General features: G+C 63.0%; 19 protein-coding genes and 1 tRNA gene. 11 read left to right on the forward strand and 9 right to left on the reverse strand.

The features are described 5' to 3' along the window. The first annotated feature begins 171 nt into the window (after positions 1-171). Positions 172-1,641, forward strand: a complete 1,470-nt coding sequence (locus tag AVO45_RS02830; protein WP_068344259.1) for a divergent polysaccharide deacetylase family protein — start codon at positions 172-174, stop codon at positions 1,639-1,641. 86 nt (positions 1,642-1,727) lie between these two features. On the opposite strand, the gene trpE is transcribed toward AVO45_RS02830, so the two are convergent. From trpE to fabI, 5 genes are all read right to left on the reverse strand, one after another. Beyond that, on the reverse strand, positions 1,728-3,239 hold the full coding sequence (gene trpE / locus AVO45_RS02835) for an anthranilate synthase component I (protein ID WP_068344260.1): 1,512 nt from the start codon (positions 3,237-3,239) through the stop codon (positions 1,728-1,730). A gap of 10 nt (positions 3,240-3,249) precedes the next feature. Continuing rightward, positions 3,250-5,094, reverse strand: coding sequence for a peptidyl-prolyl cis-trans isomerase (locus AVO45_RS02840; RefSeq protein ID WP_068344261.1), 1,845 nt, complete (start codon positions 5,092-5,094; stop codon positions 3,250-3,252). Positions 5,095-5,174: 80 nt separating this feature from the next. Next, on the reverse strand, positions 5,175-6,350 hold the full coding sequence (locus tag AVO45_RS02845; protein WP_068344262.1) for an aminotransferase: 1,176 nt from the start codon (positions 6,348-6,350) through the stop codon (positions 5,175-5,177). Between the two features lie 79 nt (positions 6,351-6,429). Continuing rightward, entirely contained in the window at positions 6,430-6,939 is a 510-nt protein-coding gene (gene gpt, locus AVO45_RS02850; RefSeq protein ID WP_068344263.1) for a xanthine phosphoribosyltransferase, read from the reverse strand. 4 nt (positions 6,940-6,943) lie between these two features. Continuing rightward, entirely contained in the window at positions 6,944-7,750 is an 807-nt protein-coding gene (gene fabI / locus AVO45_RS02855) for an enoyl-ACP reductase FabI (RefSeq protein WP_068344264.1), read from the reverse strand. A gap of 140 nt (positions 7,751-7,890) precedes the next feature. Between fabI and pdxH the strand changes: the two genes are divergently transcribed. The 4 genes from pdxH to AVO45_RS02875 all read left to right on the forward strand — a co-directional run bounded on the left by pdxH (position 7,891) and on the right by AVO45_RS02875 (position 9,739). Then, the gene (gene pdxH, locus AVO45_RS02860) at positions 7,891-8,496 is read left to right on the forward strand and encodes a pyridoxamine 5'-phosphate oxidase (RefSeq protein ID WP_068344692.1); all 606 of its coding nucleotides are present in this window, start codon (positions 7,891-7,893) and stop codon (positions 8,494-8,496) included. Between the two features lie 136 nt (positions 8,497-8,632). Further along, entirely contained in the window at positions 8,633-9,142 is a 510-nt protein-coding gene (locus tag AVO45_RS02865; protein ID WP_420819926.1) for a cold-shock protein, read from the forward strand. 9 nt (positions 9,143-9,151) lie between these two features. Continuing rightward, on the forward strand, positions 9,152-9,619 hold the full coding sequence (locus AVO45_RS02870) for a DUF192 domain-containing protein (RefSeq protein WP_068344265.1): 468 nt from the start codon (positions 9,152-9,154) through the stop codon (positions 9,617-9,619). Positions 9,620-9,662: 43 nt separating this feature from the next. Continuing rightward, a tRNA-Pro gene (locus AVO45_RS02875) sits at positions 9,663-9,739 on the forward strand. A gap of 8 nt (positions 9,740-9,747) precedes the next feature. Here the strand turns inward: AVO45_RS02875 and AVO45_RS02880 are convergent. Then, the gene (locus AVO45_RS02880) at positions 9,748-10,239 is read right to left on the reverse strand and encodes a hypothetical protein (protein WP_240482043.1); all 492 of its coding nucleotides are present in this window, start codon (positions 10,237-10,239) and stop codon (positions 9,748-9,750) included. 497 nt (positions 10,240-10,736) lie between these two features. Here AVO45_RS02880 and AVO45_RS02885 point away from each other — a divergent pair, with 497 nt between their 5' ends. Then, complete coding sequence (locus tag AVO45_RS02885; RefSeq protein ID WP_068344266.1) at positions 10,737-14,375, forward strand: vitamin B12-dependent ribonucleotide reductase; 3,639 nt, start codon at positions 10,737-10,739, stop codon at positions 14,373-14,375. A gap of 377 nt (positions 14,376-14,752) precedes the next feature. Further along, positions 14,753-15,445 carry a DsbA family oxidoreductase gene (locus AVO45_RS02890; RefSeq protein ID WP_068344267.1) on the forward strand — a complete coding sequence of 231 codons (693 nt, stop codon included), beginning with the start codon at positions 14,753-14,755 and terminating at the stop codon, positions 15,443-15,445. Between the two features lie 48 nt (positions 15,446-15,493). Here the strand turns inward: AVO45_RS02890 and AVO45_RS02895 are convergent, their stop codons facing one another. Beyond that, positions 15,494-17,038, reverse strand: a complete 1,545-nt coding sequence (locus tag AVO45_RS02895) for a trimethylamine methyltransferase family protein (RefSeq protein ID WP_068344268.1) — start codon at positions 17,036-17,038, stop codon at positions 15,494-15,496. Between the two features lie 322 nt (positions 17,039-17,360). Then, positions 17,361-18,548 carry a pyridoxal phosphate-dependent aminotransferase gene (locus tag AVO45_RS02900; RefSeq protein WP_068344269.1) on the reverse strand — a complete coding sequence of 396 codons (1,188 nt, stop codon included), beginning with the start codon at positions 18,546-18,548 and terminating at the stop codon, positions 17,361-17,363. Between the two features lie 277 nt (positions 18,549-18,825). Here AVO45_RS02900 and cysS point away from each other — a divergent pair, with 277 nt between their 5' ends. The 4 genes from cysS to AVO45_RS02920 are packed head-to-tail and all read left to right on the forward strand — an operon-like array spanning position 18,826 to position 23,337. Next, positions 18,826-20,199, forward strand: a complete 1,374-nt coding sequence (gene cysS / locus AVO45_RS02905; protein WP_068344270.1) for a cysteine--tRNA ligase — start codon at positions 18,826-18,828, stop codon at positions 20,197-20,199. Beyond that, on the forward strand, positions 20,196-21,845 hold the full coding sequence (gene cimA, locus AVO45_RS02910) for a citramalate synthase (RefSeq protein WP_068344271.1): 1,650 nt from the start codon (positions 20,196-20,198) through the stop codon (positions 21,843-21,845). The genes cysS and cimA overlap by 4 nt, the downstream gene beginning before the upstream one ends. Continuing rightward, positions 21,845-22,564 (forward strand): class I SAM-dependent methyltransferase, encoded by a 720-nt coding sequence (locus AVO45_RS02915; RefSeq protein ID WP_068344272.1) that lies wholly within the window; start codon positions 21,845-21,847, stop codon positions 22,562-22,564. The genes cimA and AVO45_RS02915 overlap by 1 nt, the downstream gene beginning before the upstream one ends. Continuing rightward, entirely contained in the window at positions 22,561-23,337 is a 777-nt protein-coding gene (locus AVO45_RS02920; RefSeq protein ID WP_068344273.1) for a squalene/phytoene synthase family protein, read from the forward strand. Before AVO45_RS02915 ends, AVO45_RS02920 begins: the two co-directional genes overlap by 4 nt. Before the next feature lie 10 nt (positions 23,338-23,347). Here AVO45_RS02920 and AVO45_RS02925 read toward each other — a convergent pair whose 3' ends face one another. Further along, entirely contained in the window at positions 23,348-24,574 is a 1,227-nt protein-coding gene (locus AVO45_RS02925; RefSeq protein WP_068344275.1) for an MFS transporter, read from the reverse strand. Between the last annotated feature and the right edge of the window lie 15 nt (positions 24,575-24,589).

Here is a 24,589-nt window from a genome sequence, read left to right on the forward strand (position 1 = left end):
TTTGGGACTGGCGGTGCGGTCCCGGCCCAAGGTATAGTGTTCGGGACATACATGCTCAGGCTTGCGTGGCAGCGTCAAGGGCGCATCCGCACAGTTTTCGGGGCAAATCAACGCCGCAACAGACGGTACGCAACCGAGCGGGGCAGGAAACAAAAATAGGGGCAAGCAGAAATGGTCCGTTTTCTCGGAGGAATGATTGCCGGCACGGTCGTGGTAGTTGCCATTGGCGCGGTGCTGTCGCTGACCACGCCGCTGGTGCGCAGCCCGGATGTCGCCAGCAGCGTTCCGGAAACAACCTCGCTGGGACAGGACGTTACCGACAGTCAGGTGAAAGAGCCCGGCGCGGATGCCGATCTGGTCGAACTTGCGCCGCATGGCCCGCAAGACGACAAAACCGAGGCGGACAGTCTGACCGCCCTTGATGAATCGGCGACTCGACCTTCCGGCCGCCCTGCAGTCGGGACCATGACGGGCGATCTGGAAAGCCCGGAAACGGCAGTGGAAACGGGCGTGGATGTGGCGACGATTGCTCCGGTGGCGCCAACTGCTCCCACGTCACTGCCCAACTCGCCGCTTGAGGATGTTCAGCCGGTTGTCGTGGATAGTGCACCGGCGCTGCCATCGGTCATTGCAACGGAATCGGAAGCGGAAGCGTCGCCGGAAAGCGGCTCCGAGACGGAACCGGAGAGCGGAAAGCCGGTCGGGACGGAAACGGTGGATGAAGAGGCTGCAGAGGCCGCGCCCGTACAGCCGCCGCAGACGGAAACTGCGCCTGCCGCCGAACCTGCCCCAGAGCAAGAACCGGAAGTTCAGGAAACACAGCAGGCATCGCCATCTCTGCCGCGACTGGCCCCGTTGCCTCAAATCGGCGGGGATTCAGCACCCGCAGACGGGACGACGCCCGGCAACCGGGTTCTGCCGCTGACCGATCGTGACACGCAGCCCGAGGTCGAGACGCAACCGTTCATCGAACCCATCAAGGTCTACTCCGCTTCGTTTTCCAATCCGGACGCCAAGCCGCTCATGGCCATTGTGCTGTTCGATGAGATAGGGTCGTTCGGGGCCGAGGCGCTTCAGGGTTTGGCCTTTCCCGTGAGTATTGCCGTCAACCCGGCCGATCCCCAAGCCGAGGAAAAGCTGGCCCGTTACCGCGCCTTGGGGTTCGAAGTGCTGATGATTGCGGACCTGCCCAAGACGGCCAGCGCGCAGGACGCCGAGGTGTCGCTGTCCGTCTGGTTCGAGAAGCTGCCGGAAACCGTCGGCATCATCGAAGGAACCGAAACCGGCATTCACGGAAGCCGGAAGCTTGCGGAACACGTCGCGGCCATTGCTGGCGCGACCGGGCGCGGCCTGGTCACGCAGGACAGCGGTTTGAACACCGTGCAAAAGATGGCCGCCCGCAGAGGCATTCCCTCGGCCGTGGTGTTCCGCGATTTCGATGGCGCCGGGCAGGGTGCGCAGAAGATGCGGCGGTTCCTGGATCAGGCGGCATTCCGCGCCGGACAGGAGGGTGCCGTCGTCATGCTGGGCCGGGTGCGCCCCGAGACCATTTCTGCGCTGGTCCAGTGGGGCTTTGATGACAGTTCCGACCGGGTGGCGTTGGCGCCGATCTCGGCGGTGCTTCTGAAAGATCAGCAGTGACAAATGAACCCGCGCCGGTAGGGCGCGGGTCAAACCCCGCATTCATTATGCCCCGAGGTTCCGGGCGACAGGCTGTCAACAGGCTGTCAACGATTGCCCGACCCGGTGAACCGGGCCGCGTCGGCCGCCGCGCGACGGATGGCGTTCGACTTGTGCACCGTTTCCATGTATTCCGCCTCGGGGTCGCTGTCATAAACGACGCCGCCGCCCGCTTGGATATACAGCTTGCGGTCCTTCACGATGGCGGTGCGCAGCGCGATGCACATGTCCATGTCGCCGCCGGCGCTGAAATACCCCACGCCGCCGCCATAGATGCCGCGCTTTTCCGGCTCCAACTCGTCGATGATCTCCATCGCCCGCACCTTGGGGGCGCCGGACACCGTGCCCGCTGGCATGCCGGCGCAGAAGGCGTCCAGCGCGTCCTTGCCCTCGGCCAGTTCGCCCACGACGTTCGAGACGATGTGCATCACATGGCTGTAACGCTCGATGATGAATTTCTCGGTCGGACGAACCGTGCCAATCTTGGAAACCCGCCCGGCATCGTTGCGCCCCAGGTCCAGCAGCATGAGATGCTCGGCCAGTTCCTTCTGATCGGCCAGCAGATCGGCCTCCAGCGCGCGGTCCTCCTCGGGCGTGGCGCCGCGGGGGCGGGTGCCCGCGATCGGGCGGATGGTGACCTCTTTGCCGAACACACGCACGAGAATCTCGGGCGAGGCGCCGATCACCTGGAAGCCGCCGAAGTTGAAATAGAACATGAAGGGCGACGGGTTGGTGCGCCGCAGGCTGCGATACAGCGCGAAAGGCGGCAGGGGAAACTCCTGCGTCCAGCGCTGTGCCGGAACCACCTGAAAGATGTCGCCGGCGCGGATGTATTCCTTGGCCTTCTCGACCGCCTCCATGTAGCCCGACTTGGTAAAGTTCGACACCGGCGGAGCGACCTCGTGCGCCTCGCCCAGATCGCGGGTTTCGGCGGGCATGGCGCGTTCCAGATCGCGCACCGCGTCCATGACCCGTTCGGCCGCCTGGGCATAGGCCGCCTTGGCGGTCTGGCCTTCGCTGACCCATGCGGGGGAGACCACGGTGACCTCGCCCTTGACCCCGTCCAGCACCGCCACGACCGACGGGCGCATCATCACCGCATCCGGCAGCCCCAGAGGGTCGGGGTTGACGTTGGGCAGGTGCTCCACCAGCCGCACCATGTCATAGCCCAGATATCCGAACAGCCCCGCGGCGGCCTGAGGCAGGTCATCGGGCAGGTCAATGCGGCTTTCGGCCAGCAATGCCCGCAGATTGTCCAGCGGGTTGCCCTCCTGCGGCTCGAACGCATCGGCATCGAACCGGGCCGAGCGGTTGAGCGAGGATTTTTCCCTGTGGCAGCGCCAGATCAGATCCGGCTTCATCCCGATGATCGAATAACGTCCGCGCACCTCGCCGCCGGTGACCGATTCCAGCATGAAGGCATCCTTCTGCGCCCCCGTCAGCTTCAGCATCAGCGACACCGGCGTGTCCAGATCGGCGGCCAGGCGCGTATAGACGACCTGGTTTTCGCCAGCCTCGTAGGCGCGGGCGAAAGTGTCGAAATCGGGGGTCAGGGCCATGGTCGGTCTCTTACTGGAAATTGGCCTGCACGGCGTTCAGCGCACGCTGATCCAGCGTCGGTTGCGCGCGGATCTGAGTATCGCGGACATAGATGTTGAAGATGTTCTGCGCCAGCGCCTGATCCAACTGCGCCGACAGCGCCTCGCGCATCTGGGTCAATTCCTCGGTTTCCGCAGGCGGCAGCACTTCGTCCAGACGCACGATCAACGCGGTGCCGGGGCCGGGGATCACCTTCATGTCGCCGGGCTGCATCTTGAAGACCTGCTCCATGAAATCCGCCGGAACGCCGTCGATGAAGGCAGTGCGGGTCAGTCCGTTCTCGACCCGGAAGGGCAGGCCGGTCGCCGTAAAGTCGCCATCGGTCGCCAGTTTCGCGAGAACGCCATTGGCCTGCTCCAGCAGCGCCTGCGCGGTTTTCTCCTGCATCCACGCCGCGATCACACGGTTTTTCGCGCTCTCCAGCGGTTCGGGGCGGGGGGCCAGTTCTTCGTCAAGACGCAGAGCAAAGATCGAGCCGTCCTCGAGGAACGCGATTTCGGGGAAGTCGCCTTCGGTGACGGCTTCGGCGGCCGCGCGGAACCCGTCATAGGCGGCGATGCCTTCCGAGGATTCGGCGGTCCAGTCGATCTGCCCAAGCTCCATTTGGGTCTCATTGGCCAGTTCTTCCAAGGTTGCACCGCCGGCCAGCAGGTCGTTGATGTCCTCGGATTGCGCCTCGATTAGGCGGCGCGCGCGTTCGGCGGCCAGTTCGTCGCGCAGATCAGCTTCGGCTTCTTCGAAAGTGGTGATGTCTTCGGCAAGCGCACCGTTGACGCGGAAAAGGGCAGGGCCAAGGTCAGAGGGCAGGGGACCCAAGACTTCGCCGACTTCGGCGGCAAAGACTGCTTCGGCGGCCTCGCCCAGTTCGTCGGCCGTGATGTCGCCAAGGTCGATGTCACGCAGCTCAAGACCCCGGTCCTGCACCAGCTGCTCAAAGGTGGTGCCGCCGACCTCAAGCTGCGCAAGGGCGGTTTCCGCCGCCTCCTGGTCTGCAAAGACCAGTCGTTCGACAAGGCGGCGCTCGGGCTGCTTGAACTCGGCTTCGCGCTGTTCATACAGGCGACGGACCGACTCGTCGTCAACCTGCACCTCGTCCAGCAGCATCTCGGGCGAGAGCAGCGCATAGGTCAGCCGCTTGGTGCGCGGCAACTGGAACCGGTCGGTATGCTCTTCGTAATAGGCCTGGATCTGCTCCTCGGTCGGGGCGGCCACCGGGGCTTCCAGATGCTCGCTGGACAATGTGGCAACCGTGAAGCTGCGGCGGGCACCGACATAATCGGCCAGCGTCGACGCCATGGTGTCGGGCATGGAAACCCCGCCCATGATCGCGCCCTGCACCAAGGTGCGGGCAGCTTCCTTGCGCAGATCCTCTTCGAACTCAGCCTCGCTTACGCCGATCTGTTCCAGCTGAAAGCGGTAGGCCTCGCGGTCGAATTTCCCGTCAACGCCCTGAAAGGCCTGGATCGAAACGATTTCCTTTTGCAGGTTCTCGTCTCCGATCGAGACACCCAGTTGCGCTACTTCGTTGTCCAGCGAGGCGAGGGCGATCAGGCGCGCCAGCGCTGCCTGATCCAGGCCCATTTCGCGCGCCTGCGCCATTTGCAGGGGCTGCCCGGTCTGAGCCTCGACGGCCCGGATCTCGCGCTGCAATTCGCGGGCATACTGATCGACCGTCACGGTTTCGTCGCCGACCTGTGCCACGGTCCGCACCGTACCGCTCAGATTGACCGCGCCAAAGCCGGCAAGGCCGAGCATCAGCAGGCCCATGAGGATCCAGACGAAAGTTTTCGAAAAGCTCTTGATGCCCGCGGCCATGGTGCCCCCTTGGATTGTGGCGCGTTTGTCGCCCTGTTGATTGCGGCCCTGAATACGACGCGCGGTGCCGGGGGGCAAGCTCAGAAGGCCAGCGCCTGCAACCGCTGGAACAACTGCCCGATTCCCGCCCGGTCCAGATTGGCGAAGGCGATGCGCAGATGCCGTTTGCCGGCCTCGTCGCCTTCGGGCATGAACATCGTCCCCGGCAGCACGAGAATGCCGGCCTCGGAGACCAGCCGCCGGGCCAGTTCGTCCGATGCCATGTCGAAGGGATGTTCGAAATAGGCGAAATAGGCGCCCAGCCCCAGCAGCTTCCAGCCCTTCTCCTCCAGCGCCGGCATGCCTTCGGCAATGGCCGCGCGGCGATCGAGGATTTCGGCCCGTTCTCCGGCAACCCACTGGCTGAGGTTCTGCATCCCCCACAGGGCCGCGAATTGCCCGACCTGACCCGGGCAGATCGCAACGGTGTCGAGGAACTTCTCGATTTCCCCCAGCAGGGCCGGGCTGGTGGCCAGTGCGCCGACGCGGTGCCCGGTCAGCCGGTAGGCCTTGGAGAAGGAATAGAGGTGAACCAGCGTCTCGTCCCAGTCGGGCTGCGCGAACAGATCGTGGGGCGCGCCTTCGCGGCTGTCGAAATCGCGATAGGTTTCATCGACCAACAGCTTGATCCCATGCTCCTTCGCGAGATCGTAAAAGGCGTGGACCAGCTCGGCGGGGTATTCGACCCCTCCGGGATTGTTGGGCGTTACCAGCGTGATGGCGCGGGTTCTTTCGGCGATCAGAGACCGGGCTTTTTCGGGGTCGGGCAGCAGGTCGTCGCCCGTGCGCAGGTCAACAGCCCGCACGCCTGACATGTCCAGCCACATTTTGTGATTGAAATACCACGGCGTCGGCAGGATGACCTCGTCGCCCTCGCCGGTGATGGCCGAGATCGCCGCCGCGAAGGCCTGGTTGCAGCCCGAAGTGATCGCCACCTGCCACGCCTCGACCGGGGCGCGGTAATGCGCACTGATCTGCTTGGCCAGTTCCAGCCGCAGATTGTCATTTCCCAGAACGGGGCCGTAAAGATGGGCGCTGTCCTCGGTCGTCACGAAATCGGCCATGGCCTTGCGCAGGTTCGCCGGGGGCGGTTCGACTGGTGCGGCCTGGCTCACGTTGATCAGAGGACGGTTCTCCGCGAAGGTTACGCCTTCGATCCAGCGGCGCGCCTCCATGACCGGCGGGGCGAATGTTGCGGCGGTGCGGGTGATGCTCATGCGTCGCTCCAACAGGGCGTTTTGTCGGGAATTCGTGTCCTGGCCGAAAAAGAAAGCGCCCCGGAGGGACGCTTTCGGGTCAGTCGGTGCCGCGGTAGGGCTCTACGTACTGCAGGGCCATGTCCCACGGGAAAAAGATCCAGGTGTCCTGGCTGACCTCGGTGATGAAGGTGTCCACCATCGGCCGCCCCTTGGGCTTGGCATAGACCGTGGCGAAATGCGCCTTGGGATACATGTTGCGCACCAGTTCCAGCGTTTTGCCGCTGTCCACCAGGTCGTCGATGATCAGAACGCCTTCGCCGTCGCCCATCAGATCGGCATCGGGCGATTTCAGCACCTGCGCCTCGCCCTGAGCCTGATGGTGGTAGGACTTCACGCTGATCGTGTCGACCGTGCGGATGTCCAACTCGCGGCTGACGATCATCGCCGGCGCCATGCCGCCACGCGTGATTGCCACCACGGCCCGCCAGGCGCCTTCGTCGGGACCTTGCCCATCCAGGCGCCACGCCAGCGCCCGTGCGTCGCGATGGATCTGATCCCAGCTGATGTGAAATCCCTTTTCGTGGGGCAGGCGATCCTTGCCGGTCATGGTGTTATCCTTTTTCGATGTCCGGCGCGTCGACGGCCTTCATGCCGACGATGTGATAGCCCGAATCCACATGCAGGTTCTCGCCGGTCACGCCGCTGCTGAGATCCGACAGCAGATACAGCGCCGATTTGCCAACGTCGTCGATGGTCACGTTGCGACGCAGGGGCGAGTTGTATTCGTTCCATTTCATGATGTAGCGGAAATCGCCGATGCCGCTGGCGGCCAGCGTCTTGATCGGGCCGGCCGAGATCGCGTTCACGCGGATGCCGTCCTTGCCCAGATCCTCGGCCAGGTATTTCACCGACGCCTCCAGCGCGGCCTTGGCCACGCCCATGACATTGTAATGCGGCATGACCTGCTCGGCACCGTAATAGGTCAGCGTGATGGCGCTGCCGCCTTCGGTCATCAGTTTTTCCGCGCGCTGCATGACGGCAGTGAACGAGTAGACCGAGATATCCATCGTCAGCTTGAAGTTCGCGCGGCTGGTATCGACATAGCGGCCGCGCAGCTCGTTCTTGTCAGAGAACCCGATGGCGTGGACGACGAAATCCAGCCGGCCCCATTTCTTTTCCAGCTCGGCGAACAGGGCGTCGATCGAGTCCTCGTCGCCGACGTCGCAGGGAAGAACGATGTCGCTGCCCAGTTGCGCGGCCAGCGGATCGACACGCTTCTTCAACGCCTCGCCCTGGTATGAAAAAGCAAGCTCTGCCCCGGCTTCGGACAAGGCGCGGGCGATACCCCACGCGATGGACTTATCATTGGCCAGTCCCATGATGAGGCCGCGTTTGCCGGCCATCAACTGATTTGACATGTTCGGTTCTCCGCCTGTCGTCGCGTTGTGTTGCGTTGCGTTGGTTTATGCCATTGGTCTGGTTGCTTCAAGGCCGAGCGCCCTTGCTCGCGGCGAGTTCTCGCCGTAGGGTCAACCCAGAGGCGTTCCAGGGGATGGAAATGAGTGAACGAGCGGGCATTTTTGCCGGCGCCGATCCGTTCGAGATCGCGGGCCGGTGGCTGAAACAAGCTGAAGAATCGGAACCCAACGACCCCAACGCCATTGCCTTGGCAACCGTTGACCAGCAGGGCATGCCGAATGTCCGGATGGTGCTGCTGAAGGAAGTCGAACCCGACGCTTTTCTCTTTTATACCAACTATGAAAGCGCCAAGGCGGCCGAATTGGACAGCGCCGGAAAGGCGGCTTTCGTGATGCATTGGAAATCTTTGCGGCGTCAGATTCGTGTTCGTGGTACAATTACCCGTGAAGACGGCCCAAAGGCCGACGCGTATTTTGCCTCTCGCTCTTTGAAAAGCAGGCTGGGGGCGTGGGCATCGCGTCAGTCGCGGCCGCTTTCGAGCCGCGCGGCGCTCGTGGCCGAAGTGACCAAGTTGGCCGCGAAACTCGGGGCCAATCCGCCTCGCCCGCCATTCTGGGGTGGCTACAGGCTTGTGCCTGTCGAGATCGAATTCTGGGCGGACGGCGCGTTTCGCCTGCATGACCGGTTCGTGTGGCGGCGGGAAGTGCCAGGAGGTGAATGGAACGTGCAAAGACTGAATCCGTGACGTGAGGGCGTCTGGAATTGCAGTCCAGGAAACGGGGTTTTCAGGCTTGAAATTGCGGGCAGGAAGCCTAAACAACAGACCCTTAATGAACAAACATATCGGTGATGAGAAAGACGTGCCTGAAGATCTGAACGACATGTACCGAGTCCGTGGACACGTAAAATGGTTCGACCCTGCGAAAGGGTACGGGTTCGTCGTGTCCGAGACCGGAGGCCCGGATATCCTGCTGCATGTGAACGTTCTTCGGAACTTTGGCCAAAGCTCGGTCGCCGACGGCGCAGGCATCGAGATCATGACCCACCGCACCGAACGTGGGGTGCAGGCGGTCGAGGTTCTCAGCATAGAACCGCCGGCGCGCACCGATACGATGATGCTGGCTGATTTCGCCGATCTGGATCCCGAGGTCATCGCGCATGCGCCTTTGGAAGCGGCCCGCGTGAAATGGTTCGACAAGGGCAAGGGATTCGGGTTTGCCAACGTGTTCGGCCGCAGCGAGGACGTGTTCGTGCATATAGAAGTGCTGCGCCGCTCGGGGTTGGCCGATCTGCAACCCGGCGAAGCCTTGGCTCTGCGCGTGATTGACGGCAAACGGGGGCGGATGGCGGCGCAGGTTCTGGCTTGGGAAGCTGCACTCAACGACGACTGATGTGATCGCATGAGGGGTTTTCTTGCTGTTCTGGCCGTGCTGTCGGCGTTCCGGGCCGGAACGGCCGAAGCAGGCTGTTCAGCGGGCGTCGTGGATCTGAAAAACGACCGCGCCCAAGTGCGTTTCAATATCGAACTGGCCGTCACGCCCAGGGAAAGGGCGAAGGGCCTCATGTTCCGGACAGAACTGCCCCAACGCTCGGGGATGCTGTTTGTGTTCGACCCTCCGCAACCGGCGGTCTTCTGGATGAAGAACACCCTGATTCCGCTCGACATCATTTTTGCCGATCGGTCGGGTGTGGTGACGCGGGTGCATGAGGGGGCGATTCCCGGCGATGAAACCGTTATCGAGGGCGGAGACGCGGTTTTTGCCGTTCTTGAGGTCAACGCCGGCCAGGCTCGGCGCTTTGCCATCGGCCCGGGTACGGTGATGCGGCACGAAATTTTTTCGAAAGGTCCGCCTATCTGGCCGTGTTAGGGGTTTTCAAATCAGTTGCTCGCCGCTAGGAAAGCTCTCGGTCCGGGGCGTGGCGCAGTCTGGTAGCGCACCTGTTTTGGGTACAGGGGGTCGTAGGTTCGAATCCTGCCGCCCCGACCACTTTCCAGTCAGATCGGAGTTCCACCCGCCACGCGGTATAGGCGCGCGAGCTTTCTGTCCAATGTCGGGCTTTTGACCGCGATCTTCAGGATTCTGCCGCTTTTCTGCGGAACGAGAAGGAACATGTCGGCATCGACCTGGTAGCCCTGCGCAGTCTGAGTCGAGCTCAACTGTATGACGCTTTCGGGCAGTTTCTGGGGATACCCGTCGAAATTCAGTATGAGATAGGCAGTGGTTTCTGGGGGCAGCAACTGCCTGCATTCGAAGGTTCCCTTTTCCACGCGCCTGAATTCCTGGCCGGGATCGGCGCAGGCCGCTTCGAACGCTGCAAACAGATTCTCTGGAAATTCAGGGAACGCAGCACTGCGGGCAGGGCCGCCCACGTCCTGGGATGTGCAGGCCGCCAACACGGCCATGACGGAAAGACTCCACAGCGCGCGCATGGCCGGAAAATCCAAACAGTTGGTGTCACCTGCATCCGACTGTAGGGCATTGGCCATCCCCGCGCGACAGTGATTCTGCGAGCCTGCAGGGAATTTGCCATTTTCGATGGTGCTTCACTTTGTTCTGTAAACATGCCGGAGCTAAAGAGAAAATCCCGAATGCTCCGTCTCGATCCGAAAGCAGGGGGGCAGAGGAAAACCCTGTGGAGGAATCGCGAACAGCCGATTGCGGGGTTCCGAACCGATCGCGGTCAACAGAAAAGATTGTCTCTGAGACGTAAAAATGCCGTTGACCTGATATGGGAAGATACGCCAGATTGTGGAGGCCGGATGCGCTGCTACTAAATCTGGTAGGTAATAACCGGAAACGGCAGCGGGCGAGGGACGGAAAGCACATAAAGGTTACGTGCGGCCGATGGTCGTTGTTGCGCTGCGTTCAGCGGCGAGGGGCTTTCTTTTTCTTTGGCAAGCCGGCGACCGGATCGAAGAGCGTATCCCGGTTTTGATAGGTCGATTGACCGGGAATTGAGTTGGTTGAAGCTAGGGCGGCGGAAATGAAGATTGAAAGAAAATTCACCAAGGCAGGGCAGGATGCATACGCGGAGTTGGAGTTCGTCTCCACCACTTCCGAGATTCGCAATCCGGACGGAACCATCGTTTTCCGCCTTGACGATATCGAGGTGCCCGCACGCTGGAGCCAAGTCGCCAGCGACGTGATCGCCCAGAAATATTTCCGCAAGGCCGGCGTTCCCAGCAAGCTCAAGAAGGTCCGCGAAAAGGACGTGCCCGAATTCCTGTGGCGCTCGGTTCCGGCCGAGGACGCCGAGTTTGGTGGTGAAACCTCTTCCAAGCAGGTGTTCGACCGTCTGGCCGGCGCCTGGGCCTATTGGGGCTGGAAGGGTGGCTATTTCTCCACCGAGGAAGACGCGCGCGCCTATTTCGACGAGATGCGCTACATGCTGGCAACCCAACGCGCCGCACCCAACTCGCCGCAGTGGTTCAACACCGGTCTGCACTGGGCCTACGGGATCGATGGCCCGGCGCAGGGGCATTATTACGTCGACTACAAGACAGGCAAGCTGACCAAGTCGAAATCGGCCTACGAACATCCCCAGCCGCATGCATGCTTCATCCAGTCCGTCGATGACGACCTGGTGAACGAAGGCGGCATCATGGACCTTTGGGTGCGCGAGGCGCGCCTGTTCAAATACGGCTCGGGCACCGGGACCAACTTCAGCCATCTGCGCGCCGAAGGCGAGGCGCTGTCGGGTGGCGGCAAGTCCTCGGGGCTGATGGGCTTTCTCAAGATCGGCGACCGCGCCGCTGGCGCGATCAAATCAGGCGGGACAACCCGTCGAGCAGCAAAGATGGTGATCGTCGATGCAGATCATCCCGACATCGAGCAATTCATCGAATGGAAGGTGATCGAAGAGCAGAAGGTGGCCTCGATCGTTGCCGGATCGAAAATGCACGAAAAGATGCTGAACGGCATTTTCGAGGCCATCCGCACTTGGGACGGCGCACAGGACGACGCCTATGATCCCAAGAAGAACGACGCGCTGAAAGCGGCGATCCGCGAGGCGAAAAAGGTCGCGATCCCCGAGACTTACATCAAGCGCGTGCTGGACTATGCCAAGCAGGGCCATGACAGCATCGAGTTCCCGACCTACGACACCGACTGGGATTCCGAGGCCTACAATTCGGTCTCGGGGCAGAACTCGAACAACTCGATCCGCGTGACCAACGCCTTCCTCAAGGCTGTCGAAAAGGATGCCGACTGGCAGCTGATCAACCGCACCGACGGCAAGGTGGCCAAGGTGGTCAAGGCGCGCGACCTGTGGGAAAAAGTCGGCCACGCCGCCTGGGCCTGCGCCGATCCGGGCATTCAGTATCATGACACCGTGAACGAGTGGCACACCTGCCCCGAAGACGGCCCGATCCGCGGCTCGAACCCGTGCTCGGAGTACATGTTCCTCGATGACACGGCCTGCAACCTGGCCTCGATGAACCTGCTGACCTTCCTCAAGGATGGCGAGTTCCAGGCGGCCGACTACATGCACGCGGCCCGTCTGTGGACGCTGACGCTGGAAATCTCGGTGATGATGGCGCAGTTCCCGTCCAAGGAAATCGCGCAGCTTTCCTACGATTTCCGCACCCTGGGTCTGGGCTATGCCAATATCGGCGGTCTGCTGATGAACATGGGCTATGGCTATGACTCGCCCGAGGGCCGCGCCATCTGCGGTGCCCTGACCGCGATCATGACCGGCGTAGCTTATGCCACCTCGGCCGAGATTGCCGGAGAGTTGGGACCGTTCGCGGGCTACGAGCGTAACGCCGACCACATGCTGCGCGTCATCCGCAACCACCGCCGCGCCGCACAGGGCGTGACCGAGGGTTATGAGAAACTGTCGGTCAAGCCGGTGCCGCTGGATCACGCCAATTGCCCGGACAAACGCCTTGTCGATCTGGCCATGAGCGCATGGGACGAGGCGCTGAGCCTTGGCGAGAAGAACGGCTATCGCAACGCCCAGGCCACCGTGATCGCGCCGACCGGTACGATCGGTCTGGTGATGGATTGCGACACCACCGGGATCGAGCCCGACTTTGCGCTGGTCAAGTTCAAGAAGCTGGCCGGGGGCGGTTATTTCAAGATCATCAACCGCTCGGTTCCCGCCGCGCTTGAGAAGCTGGGCTATTCCTCGGCACAGATCGAGGAAATCGTGTCCTACGCGGTGGGCCACGGCACCATCGGCAACGCGCCGGGCATCAACCACACCTCGCTGACCGGCCACGGCTTTGGCCCCAACGAGCTGCGCAAGATCGACGAGGCGCTGGAAACGGCGTTCGACATCCGTTTCGTGTTCAACCAGTGGACCCTGGGCGAAGAGTTCTGCACCGGCGTTCTGGGCATCCCGGCCGCCAAGCTGAACGACCCGACCTTCGACCTGCTGCGGCACCTGGGCTTTACCAAGGCGGATATCGAGGCGGCCAACGACCATGTCTGCGGCACCATGACCCTCGAAGGTGCGCCGCACCTGAAGCCCGAGCATTACGCGATCTTCGATTGCGCCAACCCCTGCGGCAAGAAGGGCAAGCGCTTCCTCAGCGTTGACAGCCACATCACCATGATGGCCGCCGCGCAAAGCTTCATCTCGGGCGCGATCTCCAAGACGATCAACATGCCCAATGACGCGACCATCGAGGATTGCCAGAAGGCCTATGAACTGTCCTGGAGCCTCGGCATCAAGGCCAACGCGCTCTATCGCGACGGTTCGAAACTCAGTCAGCCTCTGGCAGCGGCGCTGGTCGAGGATGACGACGAGGCGGCGGAAGTGCTGGAAAGCGGCACCCCGCAGGAAAAGGCAGCGACCCTGGCCGAAAAGGTCATCGAGAAGGTCGTGGTCAAAGAGGTCATCCGCAGCCACCGCGAAAAGCTGCCGCATCGTCGCAAGGGCTATACCCAAAAGGCGGTCGTGGGCGGGCACAAGGTGTATCTGCGCACCGGCGAGTTCGAGGACGGAAAGCTGGGCGAGATCTTCATCGACATGCACAAGGAAGGCGCCGGCTTCCGCGCGATGATGAACAACTTCGCCATCGCCGTCTCGGTCGGCCTGCAATACGGTGTGCCGCTGGAAGAGTTCGTCGATGCCTTCACCTTCACCAAGTTCGAACCGGCGGGCATGGTGCAGGGCAACGACTCGATCAAGAACGCCACCTCGATCCTCGACTACATCTTCCGCGAACTGGCGGTCAGCTATCTCGACCGCACCGACCTGGCCCATGTGAAGCCCGAAGGTGCGACCTTCGACGATCTGGGCCGCGGCGAGGAAGAGGGCGTCTCGAACGTCTCGGAAATCAGTGAAACTTCGGCTTCCAAGTCACTGGAAGTGCTGAAGCAAATCAGCTCCACAGGCTATCTGCGCAAGCGGCTGCCGCAGGAACTGGCGGTGTTCAATCCGGCGCCGAACGGCTTTGGCGGCATGGCCGAGACGGCAACCACTTTCGAGGCCCGTTCCTCCGAAACCGTCATCGCCACCGAAACGGTCACCTCATCGGGCATGGATGCCCGCACCAAGGCGAAGATGCAGGGATACGAGGGCGATCCCTGCGGCGAATGCGGCAACTACACGCTGGTGCGCAACGGCACCTGCATGAAGTGCAACACCTGCGGGGCGACGAGCGGCTGCTCGTAACCCGCACGCGACGGAATCGCACCGGCGACGGTGCGTAGGGGCTTGGGTCTCCCTCGGTGATCCGGTCCCGACGAACAGGGGGCAAGGCAAAGCCTGAGACTTACCCAAAGGCGCCTTGCCCCACTCGGCGGAACATGCCCGTGTTCCGTCGGCGACAGGGTGGGACGGAATATCAGTCCTTCCCACTCGTACCGGGGGCGGGTGCGCCCGCCCTGAACGGCGTCCAGGCCGCAGGCAAAAAACCACCGGGCGGTAAACTAGATGAGCCTGGATGGCGAAACTTTCAGGAGGTCCCGAAACGGACCTCCTTTTTCTTTTTTGTGGCTGACGCCCGCAAAACCGGCCATATTTCGGGCAATCATTCAAAGGGTTTGCCAATGTCCGCGGTTCGCATCCTCTATTTCACCGACATACTGTGCGTCTGGGCCTATATCGCCGAACGGCGCGTTGCCGAACTGGACAAGGTATTCGGTGACCGTATCGAGATCGAGCCACGGTTCTGCAGCGTGTTTCCCGATGCCTGGACCAAGATCGAAACCACATGGCGCGACCGGGGCGGTTATGCCGCCTTCAACCGCCATCTCTGCGAGGTGGCCGAGCGATTTCCGCATATCGAACTGAGCGACAGGTTGTGGCTCGATGTTCGCCCGCGCACCTCGGCCAGTGCGCATCTCTACATCAAGGCGGTCGAGATCGCCGAGCGCAAGGCGCATGGTGACGACTTGCCGCCATATGCACAACGCGACTCGGTTCGCGCTGCGGCGGCCATGCGGCGCGCGTTTTTCGCGCAGGCCCGCGACATCTCGGAAATCGCCATTCAGCGCGAGATCTCCGAGGAGTTGGGCATAGATCATGACGCGGTGCGGGCGGCCGTCGCCTCGTCCGAGGCGGTCGCGGCGCTGGCGGCGGATATGGGCATGGCCCAGCAGAGCAACGTGACCGGCAGCCCCACATTCATCATGAACGAAGGGCGGCAGAGGCTGTTCGGCAATGTCGGCTATCGCCTGCTCGAGGCGAATGTGCAGGAGCTGCTGCGCAACCCCGACGAGGGCGCGGCCAGTTGGTGCTGATGGTTTCGGCGCAGGAGTGATGCGCCGAAACCGATGCATTGCAAGTGCTTACGATGACAAGTGAATGTTGAATCGGGCGCGGATTTCCGCGTCGAGGGTAGCATCGAACCGGGCCGGCGATCGCTCGGACAGGATCTGGTTCTTCCGCGCCACGGCCTTTTCGATCAGGTCCGGCTTGTCGCGTTCCGCCCATTCCTTGGGCGAGGTGCGGTCGCCAAACGTAGGATAGACATAGTCCACCTGCATCCGCCCCAAGGTCTGGCCGGTGCCCAGATAGTGACCGCTGCCGCCGAGGCAGACCTCGGCGATCTGGTCCAGCGCCAGCGTTTCCTCCGTCACCTCGATCCCGCGGACACAGCGCAGCGCCTGTCCGATCAGGTCATCGCCGAGGATCAGCGACTCATGGCAGAACCCCAGCAGCGAGGCGTGCATCCCGGCGGCCTCATAGACCATGTTGAGCCCGGACAGCCCCGCCATGACGTTCGAGCACATCTGCTCCCACCCGGCCTGCATGTCGGGCAGTTTCGAATCCGAAGCCCCGGCCGCGGCACCGCCCGGCAGCCCGTAGAAATGGTGCATCTGCGCGCAACCCGCCGTCAGCAGGGCCTGTTCACCCGAACCCACGCTCATCGCCCCGGTGCGCAGGTCCAGACCAAAGGGCCAGGTGCCTACGATGGCCGGGGCTCCGGGTTTGACGGCGTTAACGTAGACCAGACCAGCCAGGCATTCCGCCACGGCCTGCACGATGGCGCCCGCGATGGAGGAGGGGGCAGTCGCGCCAGCCATTCCCGCCGACAGCAGCAGCACGGGCATCCCGGCCTTGATGCACTCCTCCATGACCTGACAGCTTTCGGTGGCGAATTTCATCGGCGGAACGACGAAACAGTTCGAGTTCGACACGAAAGGCCGCTCGCGCCACTTGTCCTCGCCACCGGCGATCAGGTGCAGCATTTGCATCGCCGGGGCCACATAGCTGGGATCGGTGAAGGACGTCCCGATATGTTTGAACGTGCCCGAACAGCAGGCGTAGATCGTGTTCAGGTCCATTTCCAGATTGTCCGAAATGTCACGACAGACCATCGGACGTTGTACAAAATGGATGTTTTCCAGCTTTTCGCAGATACGCGCCGCGTCGTGCAGGTCCTGCACGGTGGAATCGCGATACTCACGGCCTTCGACATCCACCATGCTGACGGCAGCACCTGCGGTGCCGTAATGCACCCGGTTGCCCGAAAGCTGCAGATCCGTCTTGCCGTCACGGCTGTGGAGAGTGACCGAGCGGTTGGCGTTGGCCAGCGTGTCCTCGACCAGCGCGCGGGGGAAGCGGATGCGCCCGTCATCGCCCAAGGTGCAGCCGGCCGCTGTCAGATAGTCGATGCCGCTCTGCGGGGCATCGGCAAGGCCGATCTGCTCGAGCGCGTCGAGGGCCGCGCGGTGAATGCTTTCCATCCCTTCCTGTGTCAGAGGCTTCAGCCAGCCACCTTCCTGGCCGGGGCGCACGGGGCGCAGATGTTCGGGAAGTGATGTCGCGCGGGCAGCACGACGCGCGGCACGGCCTCCACCACGGGAGGAGCTGCGGGATTGATCGTTCATTTGGGTGTCCGTATTGAATTGGAGAATTGGGCTCAGCGGCAACCCATCTCCGGACGTCCACGTGCCGCACGCCCGCGATCCGCGCCGATCGTGCGGCTGACCAAGCAGATTTTCGACAGCTCACCCTGCATGCGGCTCCTCCACCCTTGAAGCAGGATATGCAGTTGCGACCGACAGGTTCTGTCCCATTTGCGACTATAAAACATGTCGATTTGAGGCGTTTTTCATGCCCAGGCAGGCCGGTTGAACCGAAAAAGGGCAACCGCCGGTAGACGATTGCCCAGTTGATTAAACGCTGCTGCGTCGTAAATGCGCGCGCGTGTCAGGCGTTTTCGCGCTGGTCGCTGAGAACCGCAGCAAAGCTGCACAACGTCCTGAGCGCGTTGGCAAAAGCGTCATCGTCGATCGTCATCGCCACGCGGACATGGCCTGCGGCTGCCTTGCCGAAACTTTCCCCGGGCATGACGGCGATGTGGTGCGTGTCGAGCAGGGCGTTGGCGAAAGCCTCACCAGTCAGGCCCGTGGCGCGGACGTCCAGCATCAGATACATCGCGCCTTGCGAGGGGATCATGGTGACCGCGTTCTGGGCACCCAGTATTTCCGTGGCCAGCGCGCGCCTGCGGCGGAACGGTTCCGAGATTTCGTCTTCAAGCTCGCGCCCTGCGCTGAGCGCAAAACTCGCCGCGTCCTGAATGAATCCGGGGACGCCATAGGTCGTGTGCGTTGCGAGGTTGATCAGGTGCTCGGTCACCTCAGCAGGCGCGACGATCCAGCCGCAGCGGGAGCCTGTCATGGCGTGGGACTTGGACATCGAACCGACGACCAGCGTGCGTTCGGCCATGTCCGGCAGGGCGCGGGGCGAGATGTGTTCGCCCTCCCAGACCTGCGTGTCATAGACCTCGTCCGAGATCAGCCACAGGTCGCGTTTTTTGCAGACCTCGGCGATCCCTTCCAGCGTTTCGCGGGAATAGACCACGCCGGTCGGGTTGTTGGGCGAGTTTATCAGCAGCGAAACCGCGCCTTCGGCGGCGGCGTCGATCTCCGAGGCGCGCGGCTGAAACGCGTCCCCAGCATGGGTCTGAACCGCCTTGGCAACGGCACCCACGCCGCGAATCGTTCCGGGATAGGTGGCGTAGTAGGGATCGAGATATAGAGCGGTGTCGCCGGCATTGCAGGCCGCTGCATGTGCCGCGAACAGCGCAGCCTGACCGCCGGGCGTTATCAGCACATTGTCACGGGTCGTGGGAACGCCGGTGCGGGTCTGCACCCGCGCGGCAACGGTATCGCGCAACAGGGCCGTGCCCGGAACCATCGCATATCCGGTGTGGCCGCCCACGGCCGAGTCGTTCATCGCTGCCAGGATCGACGGGTGGGTCGGGATGTCGTGCTCGCCGATCGTCAACTCGACGACGGCGATCCCCTCGGAGATCATGCGCCGCGCCCGATAGAACACGCCCCAGCCGTCGGAACCGCCGCCGGTCAGGTGGGTAATGCGATGCGACAGCTTCATGGCCTCTCTCCCTGAGTGTTTCAGCCGGAGAGGGGCAGAGGCAAAGGGCTTTGTCAACCGGGCGCGGGGCAATCGTCGGCGTCCTCTGATGGAAAGGAGGCTTGGCGGATCGTCGCGGTCATGCTATCCGGGGCGCATGAACCGGACCATTTGCATCATTATTGGCTGCATTCCCTGCTGAACTTTCACGCGGGCCGGTTTCTTTCGTTTTCATCTCCGAGACAAGTTGCTATGCCCGCGCCAACGCGCAAGCGCATGCTGTTGAGGACATGACCCGATGACGACGATCAAGCTGCACAACACGAGGACGCGGAAGAAGGAGGAATTCGTTCCGATCGATCCGAAGAATGTCCGGATGTATGTTTGCGGGCCGACCGTCTATGACCGGGCGCATCTGGGCAACGCGCGGCCGGTGGTGGTCTTTGACGTGCTCTACCGGTTGCTGCGCGAGGTTTATGGCGCAGAGCACGTGACTTACGTGCGGAACTTCACGGATGTGGACGACAAGATCAACGCCCGCGCCGCCGAGACGGGCCGGCCCATCGGCGAAATCACGGCCGAGACGACCCAGTGGTTCCTGGACGACATGGGCCAGTTGGGCGCTCTGGAGCCCGATCACATGCCGCGCGCGACCCAGTATATCGGTCAGATGATCGCGATGATCGAGGTGCTGATCGAAAAGGGTCATGCCTATGAGGCGGACGGGCATGTGCTGTTCGCGGTCGACTCGTGGAAAGAGGAGTATGGCAAGCTCTCGGGCCGGTCGGTCGATGACATGACCGCCGGAGCGCGGGTCGAGGTGGCGCCTTACAAGAAGAACCCGATGGATTTCGTGCTGTGGAAGCCTTCGACCGATGACCTGCCGGGGTGGGATTCGCCCTGGGGCCGGGGTCGCCCGGGCTGGCACATCGAATGCTCGGCCATGTCCTATGAACTGCTGGGCGCGAGTTTCGACATTCACGGCGGCGGCAACGACCTGATGTTCCCGCACCACGAGAACGAGATCGCGCAAAGTTGCTGCGCGCACCCCGAGGGGCGCTTTGCGAATTACTGGCTGCACAACGAGATGTTGCAGGTCGAGGGCAGAAAGATGTCCAAGTCTCTGGGCAACTTTTTTACCGTGCACGACCTGCTGGAAAAAGGCGTGCCGGGCGAGGTGATCCGCTTTGTTTTCCTGCAGACCCATTATCGCAAGCCGATGGACTGGACCGAGAAAAAGGCGCGCGAGGCCGAGGGCGTCCTGCGCAAGTGGCGGGCGCTGACGGCGGGCATCGAACCCGCCGCCAGCGCGGCGCCCGCGGTTGTCGATGCGCTTGCGGATGACCTGAACACGGCGGGCGCCATCGCCGAACTGCACCGTCTCGCTGCCGACGGAGATGCGGCCGGGCTGCTGGCCTCGGCGCAGCTGCTGGGCCTGTTGACCGAGGAAATCGGGGCTTGGGCCGAAGGCCCGAAACTGGATCTTTCCTCGCACGAGGCGCGTCTGGCTGCGGCAAGGGCAGAGGCGATGGAGAGCAAGGACTTTGCCGAGGTCGACAGGCTGAAGGCAGCCTATCTGGCGGCCGGGCTGGAGGTGCGCATGAGCAAGGCGGGCGTCGAGCTTGTTCCGGGGCCGGAGTTCGATGCGGCAAAGCTGGAGGGCGTGGGATGAGTGATCGGGTCACCGAGGCGCCAGAACGCCTGTATCTCTATGATACGACCCTTCGCGACGGGCAGCAGACGCAGGGCGTGCAGTTTTCGACCTCGGAAAAAGCGCAGATCGCCAAGGCTTTGGACGAGTTGGGCGTCGATTACATCGAAGGCGGCTGGCCCGGCGCGAACCCGACCGACAGCGCGTTTTTCAATGCGGCTCCGGCGACCCGGGCACGGCTGACAGCCTTTGGCATGACCAAGCGTTCGGGCCGATCTGCCGAAAATGACGACGTTCTGGCCGCGGTAATGAACGCAGGCACCCAGACCGTTTGTCTGGTCGGCAAGGCGCATGACTATCATGTGACCCACGCGCTCGGCATCCCGCTTGAGGAGAATGTCGAGAACATCCGGGCCTCGATGGCGCATATCGTGGCGCAGGGGCGCGAGGCGCTGTTCGACGCCGAGCATTTCTTTGACGGCTACAAGGACAACCCGGCCTATGCGGTCGAGGTTTGCCGCGCGGCGCTGGACGCAGGCGCGCGATGGGTGGTGCTGTGCGACACCAATGGCGGGGCGCTGCCGTCCGAGGTCGGGCGTATCGTGGGCGAGGTCATCGCGGCGGGTCTGCCTGGTGACCGGCTGGGAATTCACACTCACAATGACACCGAGAACGCGGTGGCCTGTTCTCTGGCTGCCGTCGATGCGGGCGCACGCCAGATACAGGGCACGTTGAACGGTCTGGGCGAGCGTTGCGGCAATGCGAACCTGACGGCATTGATCCCGACGTTGCTGCTCAAGGAACCCTATGCGTCGAGGTTCGAGACCGGCATCAGCCGTGAGGCCTTGGCGGGCCTGACGCGGGTCAGCCGGATGCTGGATGACATCCTGAACCGTGTGCCGACCAAACAGGCGGCTTACGTGGGCGCTTCGGCCTTTGCGCACAAGGCTGGGCTGCACGCGAGCGCCATTCTAAAGGACCCGTCGACCTATGAACACGTCGATCCGGCCAGTGTCGGCAACACGCGCATCATTCCGATGTCAAACCAGGCGGGGCAGTCGAACCTGCGCAAGCGTCTGACCGAGGCGGGGCTGGTGGTCGAGCCGGGGGATCCGGCGCTGGGACGCATTCTCGAACGGATCAAGGCGCGCGAGGCCGAGGGCTATTCCTACGACACCGCGCAGGCCTCGTTCGAGTTGCTGGCGCGGGAAGAGTTGGGACAGCTGCCGCAGTTCTTCGAGGTCAAGCGCTACAAGGTCACCGTCGAGCGCCGCAAGAACAAATACAACAAGATGGTCAGCCTGTCAGAGGCGGTCGTCGTGGTGAAGGTGGACGGTGAAAAGAAGCTGTCGGTCAGCGAGTCGCTGGATGAAAGCGGCAATGACCGGGGGCCAGTGAACGCGCTGGCCAAGGCTCTGGCCAAGGATCTGGGGCGCTATTCCGAAGTGCTCGACGACATGCACCTGGTCGATTTCAAGGTGCGCATCACGCAAGGTGGCACCGAGGCCGTGACCCGTGTCATCATCGACAGCGAGGACGGGCAGGGGCGGCGCTGGTCCACGGTGGGCGTCAGCGCCAACATAGTCGATGCCTCGTTCGAGGCGCTGCTGGAAGCGATCCAGTGGAAACTGGTCCGCGACTGCGGCACGAAAGAGACGGCGGCGTAATGGATTGGGATGCGTTCTTTACCCTGCACAAGGACCTGCCCCGCGAGGGGCCGGGCTGCGCCGAAGATGTGCTCTGGGCCTTGGAACGGGCCGGTCTGTCGGGTGAGGTGACTGTCTGCGACGCGGGATGCGGGCCGGGCGCCGATCTGGAAGTTCTTGCCGAAGCACTGCCGTTGGCGCGTCTGACCGGGATCGAAAAACCGCCGCAGTTCGTCAAAGAGGCGCGCGCACGCTGTGCCCGCTTTGGTGACCGTGTGCGCGTGATCGAAGGCGACATGGCAGAACCCGGCGGACCGTATGACCTGATCTGGTCCGCGGGCGCAATCTATTTCCTGGGGGTGACCGAAGGGTTGCAGGCATGGCGCGACGCGCTGACGCCCAGCGGCTGGGTGGCTTTCTCGGAGCCTGTCCGGATACCGGGGCCGCAGTCGGAAGCCGCGCGGGAGTTTTGGGCGGAATATCCTGCCTTGACCGATCTGGAGGGGGTAACAGCCCGGATCTCGCAGGCCGGGTATGAGGTGGTGGACCACCGTCTGATCATCGGAGAGCCGTGGGAGACCTATTATGCCCCGCTGCGGCAGCGGATTTTGGAACTGAGGGCGCAAGGCCCGGATGACGCGCTCGTAGAGGTATTGGACGCCCATGAGCGCGAGATTTCCTTGTGGGAGGCGGCGCGGGAACAAATCGCCTATGCGTTGTTCCTTGTGCGTCCGGCATGACGTTCGACGACGATCTTAAGGCCTGTGCCGCATTGGTTCACCGGGCTGATCCCGACCGGTTCATGGCCGCCATGGCCGCACCGGTCAAGGCGCGTGCGGTGCTGTTTCCCCTGTATGCGCTGAATGTCGAAGTCTCTCGCGCGCCCTGGGTCACGCAGGAGCCGATGATCGCCGAGATGCGGCTGCAATGGTGGCGGGATGCGCTGGAGGAAATCGCGGCAGGCGGGCAGGTCCGGCGGCACGAGGTCGTCACGCCTCTGGCAGCCGTTCTTTCGCCCGAGGCGGCGTCGGAAATGGATGAATACGTCGCCGTAAGGCGTTGGGACATCTATCGCGATCCGTTCGAGGATGCCGAGCACTTTGCCAACTACATAAACCAGAGCGCGGGAACCTTGATGTGGGCTGCAGCGCAAGCACTGGGTGAGGCTGACGAAAGCGTGGTCCGGGACCTTGGCTTTGCCTCGGGTGTTGCCAACTGGTTCCGGGCCATCCCGGAATTGGAATCCCGGGGCCGGGTTCCGTTGCTTGATGGCACGCCCGAAGGCGTTCGGCGGCTGGCGCAAGAGGCGCTGGACCGTCTGGCCCGAGCACGCGCCAACCGGGGCGCAGTGTCGAAGGAAGCGCGTCCGGCGATGCTGGCCGGTTGGCAGGCCGAGGCAATACTCGGACAAGCGTTGAAGGAACCGGCCCGTGTTGCCGTCGGTGCATTGGGGCAGAGCGAGTTTCGTCGCAGAGCCTCTTTGATACGGGCGGTCGTGACGGGGCGCTGGTAGCGGCCGTCGGTCAGACCGTCTCGGAATCGGCGGGCCGCAGCACGAGCCACAGCAGCGCACCGCCCGCCAGCGTCAGCAGCGGAATCATCGCCAGGTTGACGGCGGTCCAGCCCTCGATCGGGGAGCCGCCGGAACAGTTCATCAACCCGCCGGAGGCCAGCGACGCCAAGGTCACGCCGCCGAACACCAGAAGGTCATTGAGGCCCTGCATGCGCCCGCGCTCGTGCGGTGCGTGTGCGCCCGCCAGCATGGTCGTGGCGCCGATGAAGCCGAAGTTCCAGCCAACGCCCAGCAGGATCAGGGCGACAAAGAAATTGCCCAGATCCACGCCCTGCAACGCGACAAGCCCGGCGCCGGCCAGAATGGCCAGGCCCGACGCCACGATCTTTTCGACGCCGAACCGCGCGATCAGGTGGCCGGTGAAGAAGCTGGGGACATACATGGCCAGCACGTGGCTGGTGACCACGTCGGCGGCGTTGCCCTCGGTATAACCGCAGCCCACGACGGCCAGAGGGGTCGAGGTCATCACCAGGTTCATCAGCGCATAGGACACCATGGCGCAGATCACGGCGACGGCGATGCGCGGGTCGCTCAGAAGCTCGCGCCGGGTGCGCCCGCGCGGGCTGTCTTCGGTGAGACGCGGCGGTTTGGGGATGTCGAGGAAGAAGAACAGCCCCGAGCCGATAACGTTCACCGCGATGACGGCCAGATAGGTGCCCAGAAACGGGATGACATAGGCCTGAGAGGTCAGCTTGACGATCTGCGGGCCGATGATTGCGGCGGCCAGACCGCCCGCCATGACATAGGAAATCGCCTTGGGACGATAGTCGTCCGACGCGGTGTCGGCGGCGGCAAAGCGATAGAAACCGTGCGCGCTCATGTAAATGCCGGTCAGCAGGCTGCCGAGCAGAAAGATCGGAAACGACCCGAGGTAGAGGCCATAGGCTCCGACGACACCGCCAGCAGCCCCGGCCGTTGCGCCAACCAGAAACCCGACGCGCCGGCCCCATCTCTGCATGATCGACGAAATCGGCGTGGCGGCCAGCATCGAGCCCAGAACGATCAGAGAAATCGGCAGGGTGGCAAGGCAGGGGTTGGTCGCCAACGATTGCCCCGCAAGCCCGCCGACGGTAAAGATCATCGGCATCTGTGCGCCGAGAATGGCCTGCGCGGCCACCAGAACGGCGACATTGCGTTTGGCCTGGCTGTTGCCCGGATCGGTGGCGGTCTGTGTCATGCGGGCATGCCTATC

It is taken from the genome of Ruegeria marisrubri (genome assembly GCF_001507595.1).
Taxonomy (GTDB): domain Bacteria; phylum Pseudomonadota; class Alphaproteobacteria; order Rhodobacterales; family Rhodobacteraceae; genus Ruegeria; species Ruegeria marisrubri.